At 73.4% G+C, this 21,447-nt stretch carries 22 protein-coding genes; 8 read left to right on the top strand and 14 right to left on the bottom strand.

All coding sequences use genetic code 11. From position 1 onward, the window contains the following. Positions 1–181: 181 nt before the first annotated feature. Both E1291_RS25810 and E1291_RS25805 read right to left on the bottom strand, forming a co-directional pair. Positions 182–1,189 carry an NAD-dependent epimerase/dehydratase family protein gene (locus E1291_RS25810; RefSeq protein ID WP_131740578.1) on the bottom strand — a complete coding sequence of 336 codons (1,008 nt, stop codon included), beginning with the start codon at positions 1,187–1,189 and terminating at the stop codon, positions 182–184. Between the two features lie 138 nt (positions 1,190–1,327). Continuing rightward, entirely contained in the window at positions 1,328–2,557 is a 1,230-nt protein-coding gene (locus E1291_RS25805) for a DegT/DnrJ/EryC1/StrS family aminotransferase (RefSeq protein ID WP_165495284.1), read from the bottom strand. Here E1291_RS25805 and E1291_RS42235 point away from each other — a divergent pair. Then, positions 2,556–2,813, top strand: a complete 258-nt coding sequence (locus tag E1291_RS42235; RefSeq protein WP_165495283.1) for a hypothetical protein — start codon at positions 2,556–2,558, stop codon at positions 2,811–2,813. The two genes, E1291_RS25805 and E1291_RS42235, sit on opposite strands and share 2 nt — an antisense overlap. A 218-nt stretch (positions 2,814–3,031) precedes the next feature. Further along, positions 3,032–3,784 carry an SDR family oxidoreductase gene (locus E1291_RS25800; RefSeq protein ID WP_131740574.1) on the top strand — a complete coding sequence of 251 codons (753 nt, stop codon included), beginning with the start codon at positions 3,032–3,034 and terminating at the stop codon, positions 3,782–3,784. Between the two features lie 181 nt (positions 3,785–3,965). Here the strand turns inward: E1291_RS25800 and E1291_RS25795 are convergent, their stop codons facing one another. The 7 genes from E1291_RS25795 to E1291_RS25765 form a co-directional block, all read right to left on the bottom strand. Continuing rightward, positions 3,966–5,687, bottom strand: a complete 1,722-nt coding sequence (locus E1291_RS25795) for a flavin-containing monooxygenase (protein ID WP_207400936.1) — start codon at positions 5,685–5,687, stop codon at positions 3,966–3,968. A gap of 23 nt (positions 5,688–5,710) precedes the next feature. After that, complete coding sequence (locus tag E1291_RS25790; RefSeq protein WP_131740572.1) at positions 5,711–6,775, bottom strand: SDR family oxidoreductase; 1,065 nt, start codon at positions 6,773–6,775, stop codon at positions 5,711–5,713. Continuing rightward, the gene (locus E1291_RS25785) at positions 6,772–7,791 is read right to left on the bottom strand and encodes an ABC transporter permease subunit (RefSeq protein ID WP_131740570.1); all 1,020 of its coding nucleotides are present in this window, start codon (positions 7,789–7,791) and stop codon (positions 6,772–6,774) included. The genes E1291_RS25790 and E1291_RS25785 overlap by 4 nt, the downstream gene beginning before the upstream one ends. After that, complete coding sequence (locus tag E1291_RS25780; RefSeq protein WP_131740568.1) at positions 7,788–9,350, bottom strand: sugar ABC transporter ATP-binding protein; 1,563 nt, start codon at positions 9,348–9,350, stop codon at positions 7,788–7,790. Before E1291_RS25780 ends, E1291_RS25785 begins: the two co-directional genes overlap by 4 nt. Beyond that, on the bottom strand, positions 9,350–10,309 hold the full coding sequence (locus tag E1291_RS25775; protein ID WP_131740567.1) for a substrate-binding domain-containing protein: 960 nt from the start codon (positions 10,307–10,309) through the stop codon (positions 9,350–9,352). The genes E1291_RS25780 and E1291_RS25775 overlap by 1 nt, the downstream gene beginning before the upstream one ends. A gap of 24 nt (positions 10,310–10,333) precedes the next feature. Beyond that, positions 10,334–11,122, bottom strand: a complete 789-nt coding sequence (locus E1291_RS25770) for an SDR family NAD(P)-dependent oxidoreductase (protein ID WP_131740566.1) — start codon at positions 11,120–11,122, stop codon at positions 10,334–10,336. Positions 11,123–11,229: 107 nt separating this feature from the next. Further along, complete coding sequence (locus E1291_RS25765; RefSeq protein ID WP_131740565.1) at positions 11,230–12,018, bottom strand: IclR family transcriptional regulator; 789 nt, start codon at positions 12,016–12,018, stop codon at positions 11,230–11,232. Positions 12,019–12,108: 90 nt separating this feature from the next. On the opposite strand from E1291_RS25765, the gene E1291_RS25760 reads away from it, so the two are divergent. Then, on the top strand, positions 12,109–12,972 hold the full coding sequence (locus tag E1291_RS25760; protein WP_207400935.1) for a transketolase: 864 nt from the start codon (positions 12,109–12,111) through the stop codon (positions 12,970–12,972). Further along, positions 12,969–13,991 (top strand): transketolase family protein, encoded by a 1,023-nt coding sequence (locus tag E1291_RS25755; RefSeq protein ID WP_131740564.1) that lies wholly within the window; start codon positions 12,969–12,971, stop codon positions 13,989–13,991. Before E1291_RS25760 ends, E1291_RS25755 begins: the two co-directional genes overlap by 4 nt. A gap of 99 nt (positions 13,992–14,090) precedes the next feature. Here the strand turns inward: E1291_RS25755 and E1291_RS25750 are convergent, their stop codons facing one another. From E1291_RS25750 to E1291_RS25730, 5 genes are all read right to left on the bottom strand, one after another. Beyond that, the gene (locus tag E1291_RS25750; RefSeq protein ID WP_131740563.1) at positions 14,091–14,492 is read right to left on the bottom strand and encodes a DUF2267 domain-containing protein; all 402 of its coding nucleotides are present in this window, start codon (positions 14,490–14,492) and stop codon (positions 14,091–14,093) included. Between the two features lie 53 nt (positions 14,493–14,545). Continuing rightward, complete coding sequence (locus E1291_RS25745; RefSeq protein WP_131740562.1) at positions 14,546–15,625, bottom strand: phosphotriesterase family protein; 1,080 nt, start codon at positions 15,623–15,625, stop codon at positions 14,546–14,548. Beyond that, entirely contained in the window at positions 15,622–15,882 is a 261-nt protein-coding gene (locus E1291_RS25740) for a phosphotriesterase family protein (RefSeq protein WP_242614370.1), read from the bottom strand. Before E1291_RS25740 ends, E1291_RS25745 begins: the two co-directional genes overlap by 4 nt. Positions 15,883–16,011: 129 nt before the next feature. Further along, positions 16,012–16,287: a DUF6504 family protein gene (locus E1291_RS25735; RefSeq protein WP_131740560.1), complete on the bottom strand. Its 276-nt coding sequence runs from the start codon at positions 16,285–16,287 to the stop codon at positions 16,012–16,014. Between the two features lie 194 nt (positions 16,288–16,481). Beyond that, positions 16,482–16,754 carry a hypothetical protein gene (locus tag E1291_RS25730; RefSeq protein ID WP_242614369.1) on the bottom strand — a complete coding sequence of 91 codons (273 nt, stop codon included), beginning with the start codon at positions 16,752–16,754 and terminating at the stop codon, positions 16,482–16,484. Between the two features lie 341 nt (positions 16,755–17,095). Here E1291_RS25730 and E1291_RS25725 point away from each other — a divergent pair, with 341 nt between their 5' ends. The 4 genes from E1291_RS25725 to E1291_RS25710 form a co-directional block, all read left to right on the top strand. Continuing rightward, positions 17,096–17,782, top strand: a complete 687-nt coding sequence (locus tag E1291_RS25725) for a TetR family transcriptional regulator (protein ID WP_131740559.1) — start codon at positions 17,096–17,098, stop codon at positions 17,780–17,782. A 116-nt stretch (positions 17,783–17,898) separates the two neighbouring features. Then, entirely contained in the window at positions 17,899–18,861 is a 963-nt protein-coding gene (locus E1291_RS25720; protein ID WP_131740558.1) for a quinone oxidoreductase family protein, read from the top strand. A 51-nt stretch (positions 18,862–18,912) separates the two neighbouring features. After that, complete coding sequence (locus tag E1291_RS25715; RefSeq protein ID WP_131740557.1) at positions 18,913–20,256, top strand: DUF4389 domain-containing protein; 1,344 nt, start codon at positions 18,913–18,915, stop codon at positions 20,254–20,256. Between the two features lie 143 nt (positions 20,257–20,399). After that, on the top strand, positions 20,400–21,447 hold a 1,048-nt coding region (locus E1291_RS25710; RefSeq protein ID WP_131740556.1), incomplete at its 3' end, for a serine/threonine-protein kinase.

Raw genomic sequence — 21,447 nt, 5'->3', positions numbered from 1 at the left:
GGCGTCCCGTCCCGCCGGGTGGTCGCGGCGGGGCCGGGGGCCGGCGGGCGCGGACGGCCCGGCGGGCGGCCGGGCCGGCGACGCCGACGTCGCTCTGGAACGTTCCTACTTCTGGAACGTTCCTACAGTGCTCGCCGGCGGATGACCGGAGTCCGGCGCGGGACGCCGGACTCCGACGCGATCACGAGGTGACGGCGGCTTCGCGGCGGAAGGCGACCGTCGCGGTGGGGAGCTCGGGGAAGGGGCCGAGCTCGGCGGCGAGCGCCTTCAGCCCGTCGGCGAGCTCGACGGCCGGGCTGTAGCCGATGGCCTTGAGCTTGGAGATGTCGGCCACCAGGCGGAAGCTGTCCTCCAGCTGGGAGTCGTCGACCTGGAGCCGCACGGGGCTGCCGGTCGCCTCCCCCACGGCGTCGGCGAGAGCCCGCATGGACACCTCGCGTCCGCTGCCGATGTTGTAGACCTCGCCCGGCACGCCCGCCTCGGCGAGCACGAGCAGCGCCCTGCACACGTCGGTGACGTGGACGAAGTCGCGGGTCTTGCGGTCGATGTCGCCGACGACCGGGATCGGCAGCTGGTTGAGCTGCCAGCGCAGGAACTGCGACACCTCGCCGCCCGCCGTCCGCGGGTCCTCGCGCGGCCCGTAGATGACGAAGGGCCGGCCGATCACGACGGGCAGGTCGAAGGTGTCGTGCATGCTGCGCAGCGTCAGCTCGCCGGAGAACTTCGAGGCGCCGTAGGGCAGGAACGGCCGCGTGGGGTGGTCCTCGGCCATCGGGAAGCGCTGCGGCGTGCCGTAGACGATCGCCGACGACAGCGACACCAGGCGCCGGACGCCGAGCTGGGCGCAGGCGTTGCCGACGTTGCAGGTGCCGAGTCCGTTGATCTGGAAGTCGAACCTCGGATGCTCGACGGACTTGGTGCCGCTGGCGTTCCCGGCGATGTGGAAGACGGTGTGCGCGCCCCGCAGGGCCAGCAGCGTCTCCCCGTAGTCGCGCAGGTCGGCGTGCCTGTACCGGACGCCGGGCAGGGCGGCGAGGTCCGCCGCCGGCTCGGCGAGGTCGACGATGGTGACGTTCTTGCCGCTCTCGGCCAGCGCCGTCACCAGATGACTGCCGACGAAGCCCGCCCCGCCGGTGACGGCCACGTCGGCGTCGTTCGGAGGGGATGTGTCGAGCGAGGTCTTGCCCATGGATGCGACTCCAGTTGTCGTGCGTCCCGGCCGGGACGCGGGGGGTGGGGAGAGCGGGGCCCCGGGCGGCGCCGTTGCCGGCCGGAGCCCCGGGACCGTCCCGGTGGGACGGGCCGTTCGGGGGACGGGCGGGGGCGGTCAGCCGCCGCGCAGCGCGGTCACGCCGCGCTGCACCGCCCCGATCATGTGGTCCACCTGCTCGTCGGTCAGGTGGTCGTAGATGGGCAGCTGGACCTGGTGCTCGAAGTACGTCCGCTCCGCGACCGGGCACTGTCCGTAGCCGTGCCCGAGCGCCCGGAACTCGGGCAGCAGGTGGATGGGGAAGTAGCGGATGACGATCTCGATGCCCTCCTTCTCCTGGAGGTGCTCGATGAAGGCGTCCTTGGGGGCGCCGACGACGTCCGGCTCGTAGAACAGCGTGTACAGGTGGTAGACGTGGTGCGCGTAGGGCTTCTCGGTCTGGACGCCGATGCCGGGCACGGCCGCCAGCCCGTCGTCGAGCCTGTGCGCGATGTCGCGGCGCCGCTCGTTGAGCCGGTCGAGCTTGCCGAGCTGGACGACGCCGAGGGCCGCGCTCAGCTCGCTCATGCGGAAGTTGTTGCCGACGAGGTAGTGCCCGCCCAGGTAGTCGTGGCTGTAGGAGCGCAGGACGTGCGCGTCCCGGTAGTAGTCGGGCTGCCGGTACGGGCCGATGGCGGGGACGTCGCGCTCGCGCATCGGGCCCCAGTTGTGGATGGTGCCCAGCGCGCGCGCCATCTCGGCGTAGCGGTCGTCGTCGGTGACGAACGCGCCGCCCTCGCCGGTGGTCATGTTCTTCAGCGAGTGGAAGCTGAAGCAGCCGATGTCGCCGATGGTGCCGAGCGCCTTCCCCTCGTAGGTGCCGCCGGCCACGTGGGCGCAGTCCTCCACGACGGTGAGCCCGTGCCTGCGGGCGATCTCCATGACGGGCGCCATGTCGACGGACTGGCCGCCGTAGTGGACGACCCAGATGGACTTCGTCCGCTCGTTGATCAACGGCTCGATCGTGGCGGGGTCGATGTTCAGGCTGTCGGGGTCGATGTCGGCGAACCGGACGACGCAGCCGCGCGCCTGAAGCGGCCATGTGGTGACCCAGAAGGTCTGCGGGGTCGTGATCACCTCGTCCCCCTCCTGCAGGCCGAGGACCTGCGCGGCCAGGAACAGGGCGGTCGTGCAGGAGCTGGTGGCCTGGACGTGCCGCGCGCCGAGCCGGTCGGCGAGCCGCCGTTCGAACTCGGCACCGCGCGGCCCCATCGCCAGCGTGTCCTGGGACAGCGCCGCGGTCACCGCGGCGATCTCCTCCTCGCCCAGCCGGTTGGAGATCCCGCTGTAGGGCACCACATAGGTCATGGCGGCACTCGCCTTCCTTGATCTGCCGGATATCACTCGAAGCGCGCTGACACGACGCCCGTCCGGGCCTGCGATGGCGTGGCTCTCCGGGAGCGTCGTCAACATCGGGCCCGCGAAGGGTAAATCCAGTTTGAAGTTGCCGCTGGAGGAGATCTACGGATTCGTGATCTCGTCCGCGCTTATAGAGTCGATCGTAATTGAGCGCTCATCCCGGGCGGTATCGACGGGGGGGAAGAAAACAGTAACCCACTCTTGATGAACACCTCCACGCGTCCGCCCGACGGCAAAGTCTCGATGTTTGAATCGCATACCGGCGCACATGCGGGTGGCTTTTGTCATTCCGGTGCCATGACGCCTGTCGGACTTGATACCAAAGAGTCCGTCATGTCGGACATTTAGCTCATGCCGTAAAATGAGGTCTCTCGCCGCTACGCCCGAGGATGTCCAGGGGAAACCCGAGGCAGGAAGTGAGTCATGGACGGTCAGAACAGCGGGGTCGCCCTTGTGACCGGTGCGTCACGGGGCCTCGGCGCCGCCATTTCCACCGCTCTCGCCAAGGCCGGATTCGCCGTCGCGATAAATTATCTCCGCGCCGCGGAGGCCGCGGCCCAACTCCATGCGGACATCGTGGCGGCGGGCGGACGGGCAGAGCTCTTCCGCGCCGACGTCACCGACGAGGCGGCCGTCGACGACCTTTATGACCGCGTGCTGGACGCCTTCGGAGCGGTGGACGTGCTGGTGTTCAACGCCACCGGGCCGCAGCCCGACAATCCCGTGGAGAAGCTGCGGTGGCAGGACATGCTCACCCAGCTGGAATTCTTCGTCAAAAGCCCGTTCCTGCTGACCCGCAGGGCGATTCCGGACATGAAGCGGCGCGGTCACGGCCGCATCGTCCACGTCGGGTCGGACGTCGTCGGCCACGGCCCCGCGGAGGCGAGCGCGTACGTGGCGGCGAAGGCGGCGCAGCTCGGCCTGGCCCGGTCCTGGGCGCGCGAGTTCGGCCCGTACGGGATCACCGTCAACACCGTGGCCCCGGGCTGGATCCCCACCGACCGGCACGAGGGCGTCCCGCCCGAGGTCAGGGACGCCTACGCCGCGACCGTCCCGCTCGGGCACTTCGGCGTCCCCGCCGACGTGGGCGCCGCGGTCGCGTTCCTCGCCTCCGCGGAGGCCGGGTTCATCACCGGCCAGACCCTCGCGGTCAACGGCGGCACCACCTTCGGCTGACGGCATGCGCGACGGCATGCCTGACAGCAGGTCTGACAGCAGACCTGAAAGCAGGCATCGCGAGCCCGGCCCAGGGGCTCGCCCGGCGGCTCGCCCCTGACCGGGCTCGATGCGGGCGCCCGGGGCTTCCCCGGGCCGCCCGCGATCAGCCGGCCCGTCGTGCTCAGCCGGCTCGTTTTGCTCAGCCGGCCTCGTCGAGGGCGCGGCGCAGCTGGAGGGCGAGCACCTTGGAGTAGGTCCGGCACATCTGGAAGTTGCCGGCCGAGAACCACAGGCCGCGCTGGGCGGTGGGCCGCCACATGTTGCGGACCTCGCCCTCCTCGTCATAGCCCCAGATCGGGCCCACGGCGTCCGCGACCTCGTCGCCGAGGAGGCGGCGGACGCTCTCCTGCTGCGGCTGGAAGCCCGTGGCGAGCACGACGAGGTCGGCCTCGGCCAGCGACCCGTCCGTCAGCCGCAGCCCGCCGGCGGTGAACCCGGCGGTGTCGGCGATCGGCAGCAGCCGGACCTCACCCGAGATGATCAGCCCGGCGCAGCCGACGTCGAGGTAGTAGCCCCCGCCGCGGCGCATGAACTTCATCTGGTAGCCGGTCTCGTCCTCGCCGTAGTCGGTCCGGTAGCCCGCCCGCTCCAGCCCGGCGACGAGGTCGGCGTCCAGCTCCTTCATCCGCGCGGCCAGCGCCTTGCTGTCGGTCACCAGGTCGGGGTACGGCACCGACAGGCCGATGATGTCGGAGTCCTCCAGGGCCGGCGCCGTCAGGTAGGCCGCGTCCGCGAGCGCGGCGCTCGGGTCGACGCTGACCACCGTGGTGGGGGCGTGCTGCACCATCGTGACCTCCGCGCCGTTGGCGTGCAGGTCCTGCGCGATGTCGTGCGCGCTGTTGCCCGTCCCGACGATGATCGCGCGCCGGCCGGCGTACTCCGCGCCGCCGGTGTAGGCCGCCGAGTGCAGCACGGTCCCGTCGAAGTCGGAGAGACCCGCGACCTCGGGTATGAAGGGGATGCCGCTCACGCCCGTCGCGAGCACGATGTGCCGGGGCCGCAGCTCCCGCTCGCCGCCGGCCCGCCGGATCCGCGCCCGCCAGGTGCCCGTCCGCTCGTCGAAGGCGGCGTGCTCGAACGTCGCGCCGCCCCAGAAGTTGATCTCCATGGCGTCGACGTAGGACTCGAACCACCCGGCGAGCTTGTCCTTGGGGAGGAACACCGGCCAGGTCTGCGGGAACGGCATGTACGGCATGTCGTTCAGCCACACCGCGTTGTGCAGGGTGAGCGCGTGGTAGCGCTTGCGCCAGTTGTCGCCGGGACGCTCGTGGACGTCGATCACGAGCGCGTCGACGTCGAGCTGCCCGAGCCGCGCCGCCAGCGCCAGCCCGCTCTGCCCCGCCCCCACGATGAGCACCTGGGGGTCGTGGTCGGCGTAGGCGACGGCCTCGGTGCGCCGGTCCAGCCAGTTCGGCCCGTCGAACTTGGAGGAGTCGGCCTGGCCGACCGGGCGGTTCGCGCCGACCCGCTCGGGGTGCCCGGACAGTTCGTCCAGGCTGGTGAAAAGGTTGCGGGCCACGTGCACGCCGTCCGGCCCGGGGACGAGCCGGACCACGCCGGCGCCCCGGCCGATCCCGAGCTCGAACTCGAAGATCGCCTCGATGCTCGGCACGCCGGCCCGCTCGACCTCGCGCGGTTCGACGCGGCCGGGCGCGAGCCGGAACCCGGTGGCCTTGACCTCCGGCTGCCGCGCCGCCAGCTCGGCCGGGACGGCCTCGGCGGCGAACGTCCGCAGGTCGCCGGTGAACGCCACGACGTCGCGCCAGTAACACTCCCCGGCGAACAGCCCGGACAGGTCGGCGCGGTGCTCCAGCCCGTCGGAAAGCCGGGTGAGCCAGTCCCTCGCGATGGTCGTCGTCATCTGTGCCTCCGATGCACTGTAGGTCAGGGGATGAGGGAGAGGTCGCGCAGCGTCGCGAGGTTGTCGAGGAAACTGGCGTGGGTGTCGGCGCAGTCGCCGAAGCCCGCCTGGCGGATCTTGATGGTGCTCTGCACCATGTCGGCGTCCATCGCGAACCAGCCGTCCACGAAGGGCCAGGAGGCGATCTCGGCGAGGCCGGTGGGGCGCAGCCCGTGCTCGCGGACGATCTCGTCCCACACCGCCTCCTTGCCCGCCATCTGCTCGGCGAGCGTCATGGGCTGCGGCGGCGCGGCCTCCATCCCGAAGAAGGCCGCGATCTCCGGCCACAGGTGCACCCAGCGGAAGTTGTCGCCGTTGGTCACGTTGAAGACCTCGTTCCGCGCGGACGCGGCGTCCAGCGACCACTGGACGGCCCGCGCCACGACCCGGGCGTCGGTGGCCTGGTGCAGCGCCGTCCACGCGCCGGGCGTGCCCGGGAACCGCAGCGGCACCCCGAGGTGGCGGCAGACGCTCGCGTACACGGCGATGCCGGTGAGCATGTTCATCGGCGAGCCGAGGCTGGGGCCGATCACCGCGTCCGGGCGCAGGACGGTCCAGGTGTACCCGGCGCGGGCGGCGTCGGCGTAGAGGTGGTCCTCCTGGTCGTTGTAGAAGATCGGTCCGAGGAACCGGGGGTCGGACTCCTTCGCCGGGGTCTTGTAGGCCCCGAGGTGCTCCCCGTAGGACTTGCCGCCGCCGATGAGCACCGCGTGCTCCAGCCGCGACGGCGAGGCGTGCACCGCGTCCAGCGCGTTGCGGAGCATGGCGACGTTCGGGCCGACCGTCGCGGCCATCGACTCGCGCTCCAGGTAGGCGGCGTGGACGACGGCCGTGATGTCGGACCGGTCCGCCAGCGCGGCGCGGGTGGCCTCGGCGTCGAGCAGGTCCACGCGCACGTGCTCGCCCGCGGGCGCCCCGTCCTTGAGGAGGACGGGCCCGCGCCGGGCGAGCGTGACGACGGGCACGCCCGCCTCGTGCAGGACGCGGACGGCGGCGCCGCCGACCACTCCGTGCGCTCCGGTGACGAGCACGCTTCCGGTGCCGCTCATGGGTTCACCTCCGTGGCGCCGCGGGTGCGGAGCCGGTCGAGGACGACGGCCAGGACGATGACCACGCCCTGGATGATCTGTTGGTAGAAGGTCGAGACGTCCAGCAGCGTGAGGCCGTTCACCAGCACGCCGATGATCGCCGCCCCGGCGAGGGTGCCGACCAGCGAGCCCTTGCCGCCGAGCAGCGAGGTGCCGCCCAGCACGACGGCGGCGATCGCCGACAGCTCGTAGCCGGTGCCGAGGTCCGGGACGGCGCTCTGCAGCCGGGCCGAGGCGATCACGCCGCCGATGCCGGCACACAAACCAGACAAAACGTACACTCCGGCCAGGACCCGGCGTACCGGGATGCCCGCCAGCCGGGCCGCCTCGGCGTTGCCGCCGACGGCGTGGACCCACCGCCCGAACACCGTCCGGTTCAGCAGGTACCAGCCCGCCGCGAAGACCGCGACCATGACCACCACCGGGACGGGCACGCCCAGGACCGTTCCATGCCCGAGCCAGGCGTAGCCGAGCGTCGTGGAGAACAGCGTCTTGCCGTCCGTCCCGACGTAGGTCAGGCCCCGCAGGTAGGTCAGCGCCGCGAGCGTGACGATGAACGCGGCGAGCCGCAGCCGCGCGACCAGGACGCCGTTCACCGCGCCGACCAGCAGGCCCGCCGCCAGCGCGGCGGCGACCGCGGCCGCCGCCGGGGCGCCGCCGACCGACAGCCGGACCGCGACGAAGGCCGTCACGCCGACCGCCGAGCCCACCGACAGGTCGATCCCGGCGGTCATGATGACCAGGGTCAGGCCGGCCCCGAGGATCGCGGTGACCGAGATCTGCCGGGCCACGTCGAGCAGGTTGTCCACGGTGAGGAAGTACGGCGCGGACACCGAGAAGACGATCACCAGCAGGGCCAGCGCGCCCGCCACGCCGGCGCGTTCGGCCGCCGCGGCGACGCCCTTGCGCAGCCCGCCGCGCGCGGGACGCGCGACGGCCGCGGCGGGACCGTCCGCCAGGACAGGGGTCTCGTTCACGAGTTCACCTCGCTCGGTAGCGCACGCGCGGCGGTGCCGCCGGTGGCGTGCCGGATGACGTTCTCCTCCGTCATGGCCGCCCCGGACAGCTCGGCGGCGACCTCCCCGCGGCGCATGACGAGCACGCGGTCCGACAGCCCGAGGACCTCGGGCAGCTCGGAGGAGATGAGCAGGACGGCGACGCCGCGGCGGGTGACCTCGCCGACGAGCGTGTAGATGTCGGCCTTGGCGCCGATGTCGACGCCCCGGGTCGGCTCGTCCAGGACGAGCACGGACGGGTCGCGGGCCAGGCAGCGGGCCAGCAGCACCTTCTGCTGGTTGCCGCCGGACAGCTCCCCCACCGGCTGGGCGAGCCCGGTCGCCTTCACCCGCATCGACTCGGTCAGCGGCCGGGCCGCGGCCCGCGCGTCCGCCGGGCTCGTCCGGCCGAAGGCGCGGCGCCCCCGCGGCGTCCCGGCGCACACGTTGTCGGCGATCGACAGCCACGGGAAGAGCCCCTGCTCCTTGCGGCTCTCCGGCAGCATCACGATGCCCGCCGCGAGCGGGCCACGGACGCCGCGCAGATCGACGGGGGCGCCGTCCACCTCCACGGTGCCGCCGTCCGGGCGGTCGGCGCCCGCGATCAGCCGGCCCAGCTCGCTGCGCCCGGCGCCGACGATCCCGGCGACGCCGAGGACCTCACCGGCCCGCAGCTCGAACGAGGCGGGACGGACGTCCGCCGACCGCAGCCCCCGCACGCGCAGCCGCGGCCGCCCGGCCGCCGTCCCCTCCGATGCCCGCTGGTCGGGGGACCGCTCGCGCCGGTACAGGTCGCGGACGGGCCGGCCCACCATCGAGGTGACGATGCGGTCCTCGGTCATCTCGGCGCGGGTCATGGAGTCGGCGACGATCCCGTCCCGCAGGACGGTGACGTCGTCGGCGATGCGCGCGATCTCCTCCATCCGGTGGCTGATGTACAGCAGCGCCAGCCCCTCGGCGCGCAGGTCCTCGACCGTGCCGAGCAGCAGGTTCGCCTCCTCGCCGGAGAGGGCGGCGGTCGGCTCGTCCAGCACCAGCAGGCGCGGCCGGCCGGCGAGCGCGCGGGCGATCTCGACGAGCTGCCTCCGGCCGGTGCCGAGCGAGGCGATCCGCGCGTCCGGGTCGAGGTCGGCGCCGATCCGGGCCAGGGCCTCCACCGCGAGGGTCCGGGCCCGGCGCCGGTCGAGCCGTCCGGTCCGGCGGCGCGGCTCGCGGCCGAGCAGGATGTTGTCGGCGACGGTCAGCTCGGGCACCAGGCTGAGCTCCTGGTGCACGACGGCGAGGCCGCGGTCCCCGGCGTCGCGGGGGCCCGCCAGCGCGACCGGCTCGCCGTCGAGCAGGACGGCGCCGCGGTCGGCCCGCTCGACCCCGGTGAGGATCTTGATGAGGGTGGACTTGCCCGCGCCGTTCTCCCCCGCGAGGACGTGCACGCGGCCCGCGCCGAGCGTCAGCGAGACGCCCCGCAGCACCGGGTTGCCGTGGTAGGACTTCTCGATCCCGTCCAGGCCCGCCACGGGCCGCGCCACGGGCGCCGCGGCCATCAGCCCCAGCTCCGGTAGCGGCTCAGCGTGTCGGCGTTGACCAGGAACGTCGGGACGAGCCTGGGCTTGGGATCGACCTTCTCCTTGCGGGCGAGCCGGACCGCGAGGTCCAGCCCCGAGCGGCCGAGCCCGGCGGGGTCCTGGCCGGACGTCCCGATGATCGGGCCCTTGCCGATGAGATCGGTGAGTTGCTTGGCGCCGTCCACGCCGACGACCTGCACCTTCGCCTTGCGCTGCCCGGCGGCGAGCGCGATGCCGATGGCGGTCGGGTCGTTGACGCCGAAGAGGCCCTGCACGTCGGGGTGGGCGGTGAGGATGTTCGCCGCGACGTTCATGCTGCGGTCGCGGGTGAGGTCGGCGCGCTGCACGGCGACCACGTTGATCTCGGGCCGCGCCGCGGCGGCCTCGCGGCAGCCCTTCATCCGGTCGCCGATCGCCGAGACCGCCGAGCCGTCCACGATCGCGACCTTGCCCTTGCCGCCGAGCCGGTCGAACAGGTACCGGCACGCCTCCCGGCCCGCTCCGACGTTGTCGCTGGTCACCGTCGCGTCGGCGGCGGGGGCGGTGACGTCGATCGCGACGACCGGGATGCCGGCCTGCTTGGCGCGCAGCACCGCGGGCCCGATGCCGTCGGAGTCGACGGCGTCGACCACGATGGAGCCGACCCGCTGCCGGATGAACGCGTCGATCTGGTCGCTCTGCACGGAGACGTCCGCGTTGGCGTACTGGACCGCGGCCTTGACGCCGCGCTCGGCGGCGGCGGCCTGGATCGCCTTCCCCTCGGCGAGGTAGAAGGGGTTGGACGCCGCGCTGAGCGTCACGCCGATGGAGACCGAGCCCTTGCCGTCGCCGGCGCGGGACGCGGCGCACGAGGTCAGGGACGCGGCGGCGGCGCAGGTGAGGGCGGCCGCCGCGATGACCCGCGGCAGGGGACGGCGGTGGGGATGAAGTGCCTTCATGGGGTGGCTTCCTTACTCGTTCGCTCAGACGACGGGCGTCACGCCGCCGTCGACGCAGAAGTTGGCTCCGGAGACGAAGGACGCCTCGTCGGAGGCGAGGTAGGCGACCATCGAGGCCACCTCCTCGACCGTGCCGAGCCGTCCGGCCGGAATGCGGTTGTGCGCCACGTAGCGGGCGATGGCGGTCTCCCGGTCGGTACCGAACTCCTCGGCGAGGGAGTCGGCGAAGCCGCCGGGCCGGTCGTAGAGGGGGGTGCGGACGAAGGCGGGCGACACGACGTTGGACCGCACGCCGGCGGCGGTGAACTCCGCCGCGAGGACCTTCGAGAGCATCAGCACTCCGGCCTTGGAGACGCTGTAGTCGGGCAGCCGCGGGTTCGGCATCCGCGCCGCCTCGGAGGCGATGTGGACCAGCGCGCCGCCGCCCGCGTCGAGGATCGCGGGCACGGCGGCCCGCGCCGCGCGGACGTAGCCGAGGAGGTTCAGCTCCAGCGTCGCGGCCCATTCCTCGTCGGTCGTGTCGAGGAAGCCGGTGCGGGGATGCGCCGCGCCGGCGTTGTTGACCAGGATGTCGACCCGGCCGAACGCCCCGGCCGCCGCGGCGATCACCGCGTCGGCGGCGCCCGGCTCCCGCAGGTCGGCGGGGACGGGCAGGACCCGGTCCGGGCCACCGATCTCCCGTAGCGCGCCGGGGTCGAGGTCCGCCCCGGCCACCCGGGCGCCCTCGGCGTGCAGGCGGCGGGCGCACGCCAGTCCGATGCCGGCGCCCGCGCCCGTCACGACGGCGACGCGGCCGTCGAGGCCCTGGCTCATGAGTCGCCTCCTTCCCACGGGCACTGTTTCGAGCCCGTGGGGGCTCACATTCTCACACGCCGGACGCTATGTCTAGACAGTGGGACATAGTGAGCGAGGCGCCCCGGTCAGCCGAGATCGGCCAGGTCAGCGCCCGCACCCGCGCCGAAGGCCCGGGAGATCTCCCGTCCGGCCTCGACGAGCTCGGACCGCCACACGGCCGAGTCGGGACCGAGGATCGAGTCGCGCACGCCGCTGATGGACAGCGCCCCGCGCACCCGGCCCCGGTAGTCGACGATCGGCACGCCGAGCGCCGCGACGCCCACCGTGACGTCCTGGTCGCTGATCGACAGCCCGCCCGCCCGGGTCGCGGCGAGCACCCGGCGCAGGTCGTCCCGCTCGACCGGCGTGGACGGCGTGAAGCGCCGCAGCGGCGCGTTGCGCTCGACGTAGGCGTCCCACTCGGCCTCGCCGCGGTGGGCGAGGATCGTCCGCGAGGCCGCCCCGGCGTGCAGCGGCAGCGAGCCGCCGAGCTGCAGGGCGAGCGACTGGACGCGCTTGCCGTCGATGCGCTCGATGCAGACGGCCTCGTCCTGGCGCGGGACGCACAGGAACACCGTCTCGCCGGTCAGGTCGTGGATGCGCTCCATCACCGGGCGGGCGAACGCGCGCTCGTCGAAGCCCGCGACCACGGCGGTCGCGAGCGACAGCAGCTTGAAGCCGAGCCGGTACTTGCCCCGCCGGCCGCCGGGCTCGACCAGCCCCGCCGTCTGGAGGCTCGCCAGGAGCCGGTAGATCGAGCTGCGGGGCTCGCCGATCGCGTCCGCGATGTCGGCCGCGGACGACTCGCCCTTGGCCAGGTGGTCGAGGAGGTCGGAGACCTTGCGCACCAGCATGAGGTTGTTTTCAGTCGCCACCGTCCAAAGTTATCGCTCAGCGGACAAGTCGTCCAACAATCTTGTCTCGCTCTATAGACACCTTGTCCGCTCAGTAGTACTTTCGCCCTCATGGTTGATCACATCCGCACCGCGCCGGCGGCGGACGCCGAGCTCGTGGAGCTGATCCGGGACCGGGCGCTGTTCGCCCGCCTGGAGACGGTCCGGCTCATCTCCATCGCCAAGACCGGCCACTACGCGTCCGGGTTCTCCTGCGCCGAGATCCTCGCGACCCTCTACTACGGCGTCATGAACCTGCGGCGGGGCGAGCCCGACTGGCCGGACCGCGACCGCTTCCTGTTCGGCAAGGGGCACGCCGCCGCGACCCTGTACCCGCTGCTGGCCGACTGGGGCTTCTTCGACCCGGCCGAGCTGGACGGCTACACCCGCCTCGGCAGCCCCTTCGGCGACCACCCCGACATGACCCGCGTCCCCGGCATCGACTTCAGCAGCGGCTCGCTCGGCCACGCGCTGTCCACCGGCGCCGGGACGGCCATGGGCCTGCGGATGCAGGGCCGCCCGTCGAACGTGTACGTCCTGCTCGGCGACGGCGAGCTGCACGAGGGCCAGATCTGGGAGGCGGCGCTCGGCGCCGCCCACCACGGCGTGTCCAACCTCGTGGCGATCGTCGACCGCAACGGCCAGTCCCTGGACGGCCCGGTCGACTCGGTCACCAACCTCGAACCCCTCACCGACAAGTGGCGGGCGTTCGGCTGGGAGACCCACGAGGTCGACGGGCACGACCCCGCCGCGCTGCTCACCCTGCTGCGCTCCATCGCCGCCGACCCCGGCCGGACCCGCCCCGCCGTCGTGATCGCGCACACCGTCAAGGGCAAGGGGATCTCCTACATGGAACGCGACTTCGGCTGGCACCTCGGCTGGCTCGCCGAGCCCGACGAACGCGCCGCGATCGAGGAACTGAGGAGCAACCGATGAGCGTCGCGCCCGGACTGCACCCCGACTCCTGGCACCTGCAGACCCTCCTCGAACGGGCACCGGGGCTCCAGGCCCTCGCCGACACCCTGGCCGACCTGGCGGACGAGGGCCATCCCATCGCCGCCGGGACCGCGGACCTCAAGTTCTCCAACGGGCTCGTCCGCTTCCAGGAGCGCCACCCCGACCGCTACGTGCAGTTCGGCATCTCCGAGCAGCACATGGTCTCGGCCGCCGCCGGCCTCGCCTCCACCGGCCTCCAGCCGTACGTCGCCACGTTCGCGTCCTTCCTGGCGCTGCTCGCCTGCGAGCAGATCCGCACCGACGTGGCCTACACCAAGCTGCCCGTCCGGCTGATCGGCCACCACGCCGGCATCACGCTGGGCTTCTACGGCACGTCCCACCACGCCACCGAGGACCTGGCGATCATGCGGAGCGTGGCCGGGCTGACCGTGGTCGCCCCGGCGGACGCCGCGCAGCTCGCCGCCGCCCTGCGCGCCTCCACCGCCCACCCCGGGCCGATCTACTTCCGCATCGGCCGCGGCCAGGACCCGGACGTGTACGGCCCGGACGCGCCGTTCGAGCTCGGCAAGGCCGTCGAGCACGGCACCGGCACCGACCTCACGATCGTCGCGACCGGCTCGATGCTGCACCCCTCGCTGCGGGCCGCCGAGCGCCTCAACGCCGACGGGATCTCCACCGGGGTCCTCGACGTGCACACCGTGAAGCCCCTCGACGAGGCCGCGGTCCTGGCCGCCGCCGAACGGTCCGGGCTGCTGCTGACGGTCGAGGAGCACAACGTCCTCGGCGGGCTCGGCGGGGCGGTCGCCGAGACCGTCGCCGGCGCGGGGTCCGGCGCCCGGGTCGTCCGGCACGGCATCCGGGACGAGTACTCCCTGATCGGCCCGCCGACGCACCTGTACCGCCACTACGGCCTCGACCCCGACGGCGTCGAGCGCGCCGCCCGGGAGGTCGTATTTTCAAAGACCGGCCCACAGGCTCGCCTGGCGGCTCGCCCGTGACCGGTCTTTTGCGAGCGCGAATCGCTTCGCTCGCGTGACGGCCGACGCCCACATCGAAGTGGGCCCGAAAGCGGGTGGCGCGCGGGGACGGGGTGGTGGTCAGCCTTTGCTGCCGGCGGAGACCAGGTCGCGGATGTCCTCGGGGAGGGCACGTTTGACCTTGGTCATCATGCTTCCCTGGGACGCCTCGTCCACCACCTCCAGCACCACGCGCGCCATGTAGGCGGCCTTGCGCTCGTCGGTGCCCGCGCGCGCCGCCACCCGGGCGACGAAGTCGTGGCGGTCGAACCGCTCGCCGGTGCCCGACCCGCCGTACACCTCGGTGCGCCGCAGGTTCTCCCCGATCTCCCGGGGGAGCTGCGCGGCGAGGTTGTCCGCCAGCCCCTCCGGGAGCCGCTCCCCGAGCGTCTCCAGCGTGGCCCGGCACGCCGTCTCGGCGGCGCCGCGGCTGGGCAGGTGCGCCCGCGCCTGGATCTGTCCGATCATCCGGTCGTGCTGCATCTCTCCCCCCTCGTGTCAGCCGACTCCCTGCGGCGTTCCCCGGGCGGGCGGCCCTAACCGGCGGCCTCCCCGGGGGCGGCGAAGGCCAGCGCGCGGGCCGGGTTGCCCACCATGATCATGTCGATGGCCTCCTCGGGCACCCCGAGGCGGCGCAGCGCGGGCAGCAGGTGATCGGGGATGTAGCCGTACCCCTGCCCGCCGTACCGCTTGAGCTGGATCTTCTGGCAGACGTCGTGGCCCAGCAGGATCTGCCCGGCGTAGCCCTCCTCGACGAGGTCGGCGATCCCGCGGGTGATCTTGTGGTCGCCGAGCAGGACGAGATGGCCCCACGGGCTGCCCGGCGAGGCCAGGAAGTCGAACTCGATGAACACGCCCCGGGCGAGCACCCGCCGCGCGAACGCCAGGTCGACGGCCATCTCCCCGGCGTGCCCGAACACGACGTTGCCGGGGTCGACGCCCTCCTCGTCCAGGATGTCCATGACGCGGAACTTGTCCTCACCGGCCCCGCCCACGTGGAAGCTGACCGGGGCACCGGTGATCCGGCTCGCCCGGCCGCTCGCCCGCACGCTCTTCAGCTCCGCGGGCGTCAGCGGCACCGTCTCCGCGCCGACCTCACCGATGATCCCGGCGCGGACGCCGGTACCGTCCGCCCCCGCCACGACGTCCCCGACGATCACGTCGGTGAGGTCGTCGACGGTCCGCTCGGCCATGTCGAGCGGGTGGAACGTCGGCGTGTAGTAGCCCGCGCCCATCACGACGTGCAGGCCGCTCGCCCGCGACAGCCGGAGCAGCGCCTCGGGCGCGCGGCCGATCCCGATGTTGGTGACCTCCACGACGGTGCGGCCACCGGCGCGGTGGAACTCCGACACCTCCTCCAGCACCTCGTCGAAGTCGGAGAGGACGTCGTTGTCGGCGTTGACGGTGCCCTGCCGGGTACGCGCCAGGTTCGCCAGCGTGAGCGGCTCGCGCGCCTCGGGCGCGTCCTCGCCGGGCCGCAGCGCGTGCGCCGGGCGGCGCAGGTCCACGAACAGGTGCTCGTGCATGCTCGTCGGGCCGAGCACCGACGGGTCGACGGGCCCGGCGACCGTCAGCACCTGACCGGCGAGATTGGGAATGGTCGTCGGGCGGTTCATCCGTGCTCCTCCGTGAGGGTCAGCCAGCGCCGGGGGTTCCCGACCGTGAGGGCGTCGGCCAGCGCGTCGTCCGCCCCCTGGAACCGCAGGAACGGGACGAACTGCTCGGCGACGAAGCCGTACCCGCCGCTACCGAAGCCCTTCAGGTCGCTCTTGCGGGAGACGGCGGGCGACAGCAGCACGCTCCCGGCGTGACCGCGTCCCGCGAGGGCGAGGACGGCGGCGGCCACGTCCTGGTCGTCCACCTCGCTGTACACGCTCGGCAGCCGGCCGAGCCCGTCAGCGCCAGCGTGTCCATGCCGAGCTCGGCCGCCCGCTCGGCGAGGGCGGCGGGCCGCGCCACCCCGTACCGGAGCGAATAGCACGAAGCGACATGAAGGTGCACGTCAGTCCCATACCCGGGACAGCAGCCATGTCTCAGACGCGGCGTCGTACCGCAGCTCGTACACCCCGATCTCACCGCCCGGGGTGGCCTCGACCCTCCAGAACTCCCGCTCGCCGGTGGCCTCGCCGCCGGGATGCCGCTCCCGCCACCAGTCACGGGTCGTGACCCAGTGCTCCAGCACCCGCCGCACGGTGTAGAGCCGGTCACGCCAGACGAACCGGACCGGACGCCCGTCACTCACCCAGACGTCCACCGGGTCGCCGAACACGCGCGTCATCTGCCTCCCCCTCACGTTCGCCGCACGGGGGAAGACATGCGACTCGAACATACGTTCGCGGGGAGTCTAGGGAAGCCCGCACCCCGGAGGCAAGGCGGCCCCCGCCAGGGACGGACGCGCCGAACCCCAGGTGACGGGGTGTGCGGGCCGGCTCCGCCCCCCGCGCGGGGGCCCGGCGGGCCGGGCGCCGGGGCTCAGCCGAGCAGCCGCGCGAGCTGGTCGGCGACCTCGGCGGCCCCGGCCACGTCGGCGATCCCGCCGCCCGGCCACAGGTACGACCAGCCGTCGCCGTCGGGCATCGCCACCACCATGACCTGGCGGCGGGTCCGCGGGCCGAGCACGCCGAGCACCGACTCCCCGGGACCGGCGAACCGCCAGGCGAGCCCGCGCGCCTCGACCTCGTACGCGAGCGCCGCGAGGTGCCGCCGACGCACCTGCGCGAACTCCCGCCCACCGACTACAGACACCTTGATCAGCCGCCTCAGCACGGGGTCCGGGCCGCCGCCGCGACGACCCAGGCGATGACCTTGGGCGATCGCGTGGCGACATCTGGTGACCAGGATTCCAGCATGACGCCGACCCCGGTGCCGCGCAGGGGAACCCGCAGAGTCGCGCGCCGTTTTCTCCCGCCCGCCGGGACCGCCCGCGCCGCCGGCGCGGCGCGGCGCGCCGGGACGCCCGTCGCCGCCAGGGCCTTTCCGCCCGTTGGAACGCACAACGCGAACCGAAGCCAACTATCGTGATAAAAGCATTCTTGAGCCCGCCAGGTGAGCACCGCGGGCCGGGAACGACACAAAAGGAGTCGGCGATGAGCGCCTTCCCCTCCGCCGAGGGGCCGGGGCCCGTGGAGGACGGGCCCGCTCCAGGGCATCCCGGCCGCGCCATGGCGGGGCTCCGCGAGCGCAAGAAGCAGCGCACCAGGCTGGCGTTCATCGACGCCGCGCTGGAGCTGTTCCTCGCCCAGGGCTACGAGGCCACGACGATCGACGAGATCGTCACCGCCGTGGACGTGTCGCAGCGGACGTTCTTCCGCTACTTCGCCACCAAGGAGGACGTGGTCACCGGCTTCCTGGCCGAGTACGACTCGCTCATGGCCGAGAGCCTGACCGCGCGGCCCGCCGGGGAGCGGCCGTTCACCGCGCTGTTCGAGGCGCTGCGCGTCGTGCTGGCGGCGATCGCCGGCGGCGACCCGGAGGACCACGCGCGGTTCCGCCGCATCCGGCGGGTGATCGAGGCGACGCCGGCGCTGGAGGCCGCCCAGCTCGCCCGCTACTCGGCCGCGGAGAAGGTGCTCGCCGCCGAGATCGCCCGGCGCGAGGGCGTCGACCCCGGGCTGGACCCCCGGCCGCACATCATCGTCGCCTTCCACACGGCCGCGACCCGCGTCGCGTTCGAGGACTGCGCCCGCGAGGAGGTCTGGGACCCCGTGACGATCGCCGCCCGGGTCGAGGAGACCGTCGCGCTGGCCGCCGCGACCATGCGCGACTGGGTGTGAGACGGCCCCGCCGGGCCCGCTCCGACAAAGATCGTTTTTGGCCGCCCGACGGCGGAATAGAACCGGGTGAGACGGGGTTTCGGACTTCCAACCGTTCTCTATCGGAGGAGTAGGAAATGCGCGCGATCGTCGTCACCGAGACCGGCGGCCCCGAGGTGCTGAAGCCCGCCGAGCGCCCGGCGCCCGAGCCCGGACCGGACGAGGTGCTGATCGACATCGCGGCCGCCGGGGTCAACTACGTCGACGTCTACTTCCGGACGGGCGAGTACCCGCACGAGCTCCCCTTCGTCCCCGGCGTGGAGGCCGCGGGCACGGTCGCCGCGGTCGGCGCCGACGTGCGCGACCTCGCCGTGGGCGACCGGGTCGCCTGGGCCAACGTCTTCGGGGGGTACGCCGAGCAGGCCGCCGTCCCGGCGGACAGGGTCGTCCCGGTACCGGACGCGGTGAGCCTGGAGGACGCCGCCGCCACGCTGCTCCAGGGCATGACCACCCACTACCTGACGCGCTCCACCTACCCCGTGGGCCCCGAGGACACCGTCCTCGTGCACGCGGCGGCGGGCGGGATGGGCCTGCTGCTCGTGCAGGCCGCGAAGGCGCTCGGCGCCCGCGTCCTCGGCACGGCGTCCACGCCGGAGAAGGAGAAGCTGGCGCGCGAGGCCGGCGCCGACGCCGTGTTCGGCTACGACGGGTTCGCGGCGCGCGTGCGCGAGCTGACCGGCGGCGAGGGCGTCAACGTGGTGTACGACGGGGTCGGCGCGCCCACGTTCGACGGCGGCCTGGAGAGCCTGCGGCCGCGCGGCGTGCTCGCGGTGTACGGCGCGGCGGGCGGGAACGTGGAGCCCTTCGACACGCAGCGGCTCAACCAGGCCGGCTCGGTGTTCCTGACCCGGCCGAATCTCACCCACTACACCGCGACCCGCGCGGAGCTGCTCGAGCGGGCCACCGAGGCGTTCGGCTGGGTCGCCTCCGGTGACCTGCGGGTCCACATCGGGCAGCGCTCCGGCCTCGCCGACGCCGCCGCCGCGCACGCCGATCTGGAGGGCCGGCGGACCACCGGGAAGGTCCTGTTGATCCCCTGACGGCCGTAGGCTGGACGCGACGTAGCGATCACCAGAGGAGCCCGTGATCCCATGACGACGCCCGCCGCCGTGCCGCTCGAGCAGGACGAACCCCGCGTCCTCGGGCCCTACCGCCTGCTCGGCCGGCTGGGCCGCGGCGGGATGGGGACCGTCTACCTCGCGGCCGAGCCCAACGGCCGCCGGGTCGCGGTGAAGGTCGTCAACCGGGAGCTGGCCGGGGAGCCCGCCTTCCTGGCCCGCTTCCGCCGCGAGGTCACCGCCGCGCGTCGCGTCCACCGCTTCTGCACGGCGCCCGTGCTGGACGCCGAGCTGGAGCAGGATCCGCCCTACGTCGTCACCGAGTACATCGACGGTCCGAGCCTGGAGAAGGCCGTCGGGGAGCGGGGGCCGCTGCCCGGCTCGGACCTGGAGGGCCTGGCCGTCGGCGTCGCCACCGCCCTCGCCGCCATCCACGGCGCCGGGATCGTCCACCGCGACCTCAAACCCGCCAACGTCCTGCTGTCCTCCACCGGCCCCCGCGTCATCGACTTCGGCATCGCCCGCGCCCTCGACGCCGCCGACGGCCCCACCCGCACCGGCCAGTTCGTGGGCACGCCGTCCTACATCGCGCCGGAGGTGCTGCGCGGCGAGCCGGTCGAGCAGGCGTCGGACGTGTTCTCCTGGGGCTGCGTCGTCGCCTACGCCGGGACGGGCCGCGCCCCGTTCCAGGGCAAGTCGGTCGCCGAGACGTTCCACCGCATCGGCTCGGAGGAGCCCGTGCTGGACGGCCTCGACCCGCGGCTGTTCACGATCGTGACCGCGGCCCTGGCCAAGGACCCGGCCGCCCGCCCGACGGCGCGGCAGCTCCTCGCCCGGCTCGTCGGGCACGAGGAGGCCGACCCGGAGCAGGTCGCGGAGAACATCTCGGCGACCTGGCACCGGGCGGACGGGGAAACCCGAGGCGGATCCCGGACGGGGACCGGCACCGGCGGCACGGGCACGGCCGCGGGCCTGGGCGTCCCCCGCCCGAGGGTCGCGGCCGAGGAGGACCTCTCGCGCGTCCCGGCGCCGGAGAGCGATGAGCGCACAGCGGGCACCGGCGAGCGGACCGTCGTCGTCGACCTGCCCTATCCGGAGGCGTGGCGCGGCCCCAAACGGTGGCTGACGCTGCTGCGCGGCCTGCTCGTCGTCCCGCACCTGGTGGCGATGGTCGTCATGTACACGCTGCTGGTGACCGTGATGGTCCTCAGCTGGCTGGTGATCCCGTTCACGGGTCGCTACCCCCGCCCGCTGTACGGCCTGGTCGTGGCCTGCCAGCGCTGGTCGAACCGGGTCGTGGCGTACGCGTTCGGGCTCACCCGCGAGGTGCTGCCGCCCTTCCGCAGCCTTCCCCGCGAACTGCGCCGCGACCGCTGACCCCGCGTGCGCCCGCACTCGGGTCCGCACGCGCGTCCGGACGCGCCGTTCCAGGACCGCCGTCCCCGGTGTTCCGGACGTCCTTTTCATGCGAGGCCGCTAGGGTTTCTCCGGAGAAGACTCCCGATCCACCCAGGACCACCATGACCACGCAAGCAGGAGAGAACGGCGAGGCCCTGCGGCCCGGCGATCCCGCCGAGCTCGGTCCGTACCGGCTGCTCGGGCGGCTCGGCCGGGGCGGGATGGGCACGGTCTACCTGGGCGAGGAGCGGGACGGCCGCCGGGTGGCGGTCAAGGTGATCAACCGGGAGCTGGCCGGCGAGGGCGCGTTCCGCGACCGGTTCCGCCGCGAGGTCACCGCGGCCCGGCGGGTCCGCCGGTTCTGCACCGCGCCCGTCCTGGACGCCGAGCTGGACCACGACCCGCTCTACGTCGTCACCGAGTACATCGAGGGCCCGAGCCTGGAGAAGGCCGTCGCCGAGCGGGGGCCGCTGCCGGGCTCGGACCTGGAAGGCCTGGCCGTCGGCGTCGCCACCGCCCTCGCCGCCATCCACGGCGCCGGGATCGTCCACCGCGACCTCAAACCCGCCAACGTCCTGCTGTCCTCCACCGGCCCCCGCGTCATCGACTTCGGCATCGCCCGCGCCCTCGACGCCGCCGACGGCCCCACCCGCACCGGCCAGTTCGTCGGCACCCCCAGCTACCTGCCGCCGGAGCTGCTGCGCGGCGAACCCGTGACCCCCGCCTCCGACGTGTTCTCCTGGGGCAGCGTCGTCGCCTACGCCGGGACGGGCTCGGCGCCGTTCGCGGGCGCCACCGTCCCGGAGATCCTCTACCGGGTCGCGCACGCCGAGCCGAGGCTCGACGGGCTGGACCCGGCCGTGCGGGAGGTGGTCGCCGCCGCCCTCGGCAAGGACCCGCGGAACCGGCCGTCCGTCCAGGACCTGCTCGACCGTCTCGTCGGGCACGGCCGGGCCGACCCCGCGCGCCTCGCCGAGACGCTCAAGGCGACCTGGCACGGCGCGGAGCCCGCCTTCGCGCAGACTCCCGCACGGCCCTCGCACACTCCGGCGCAGGTCTCCGGGCATTCGTCGGGGCAGGCCCCCGGTGACGCCGTGGCCGGCGGCGAGGAGACCCGCCGCGACGCCCGCCCGGACGGATTCGCGGCGCCGGGCGCCGGGCGGTCCGGCG

The organism is Actinomadura roseirufa (genome assembly GCF_900659635.1).
Classification (GTDB): Bacteria; Actinomycetota; Actinomycetes; order Streptosporangiales; family Streptosporangiaceae; genus Spirillospora; species Spirillospora roseirufa.
The sequence above is the reverse complement of the archived record's forward strand: the minus strand, read 5'-3'. Positions and strand labels throughout refer to the sequence as shown.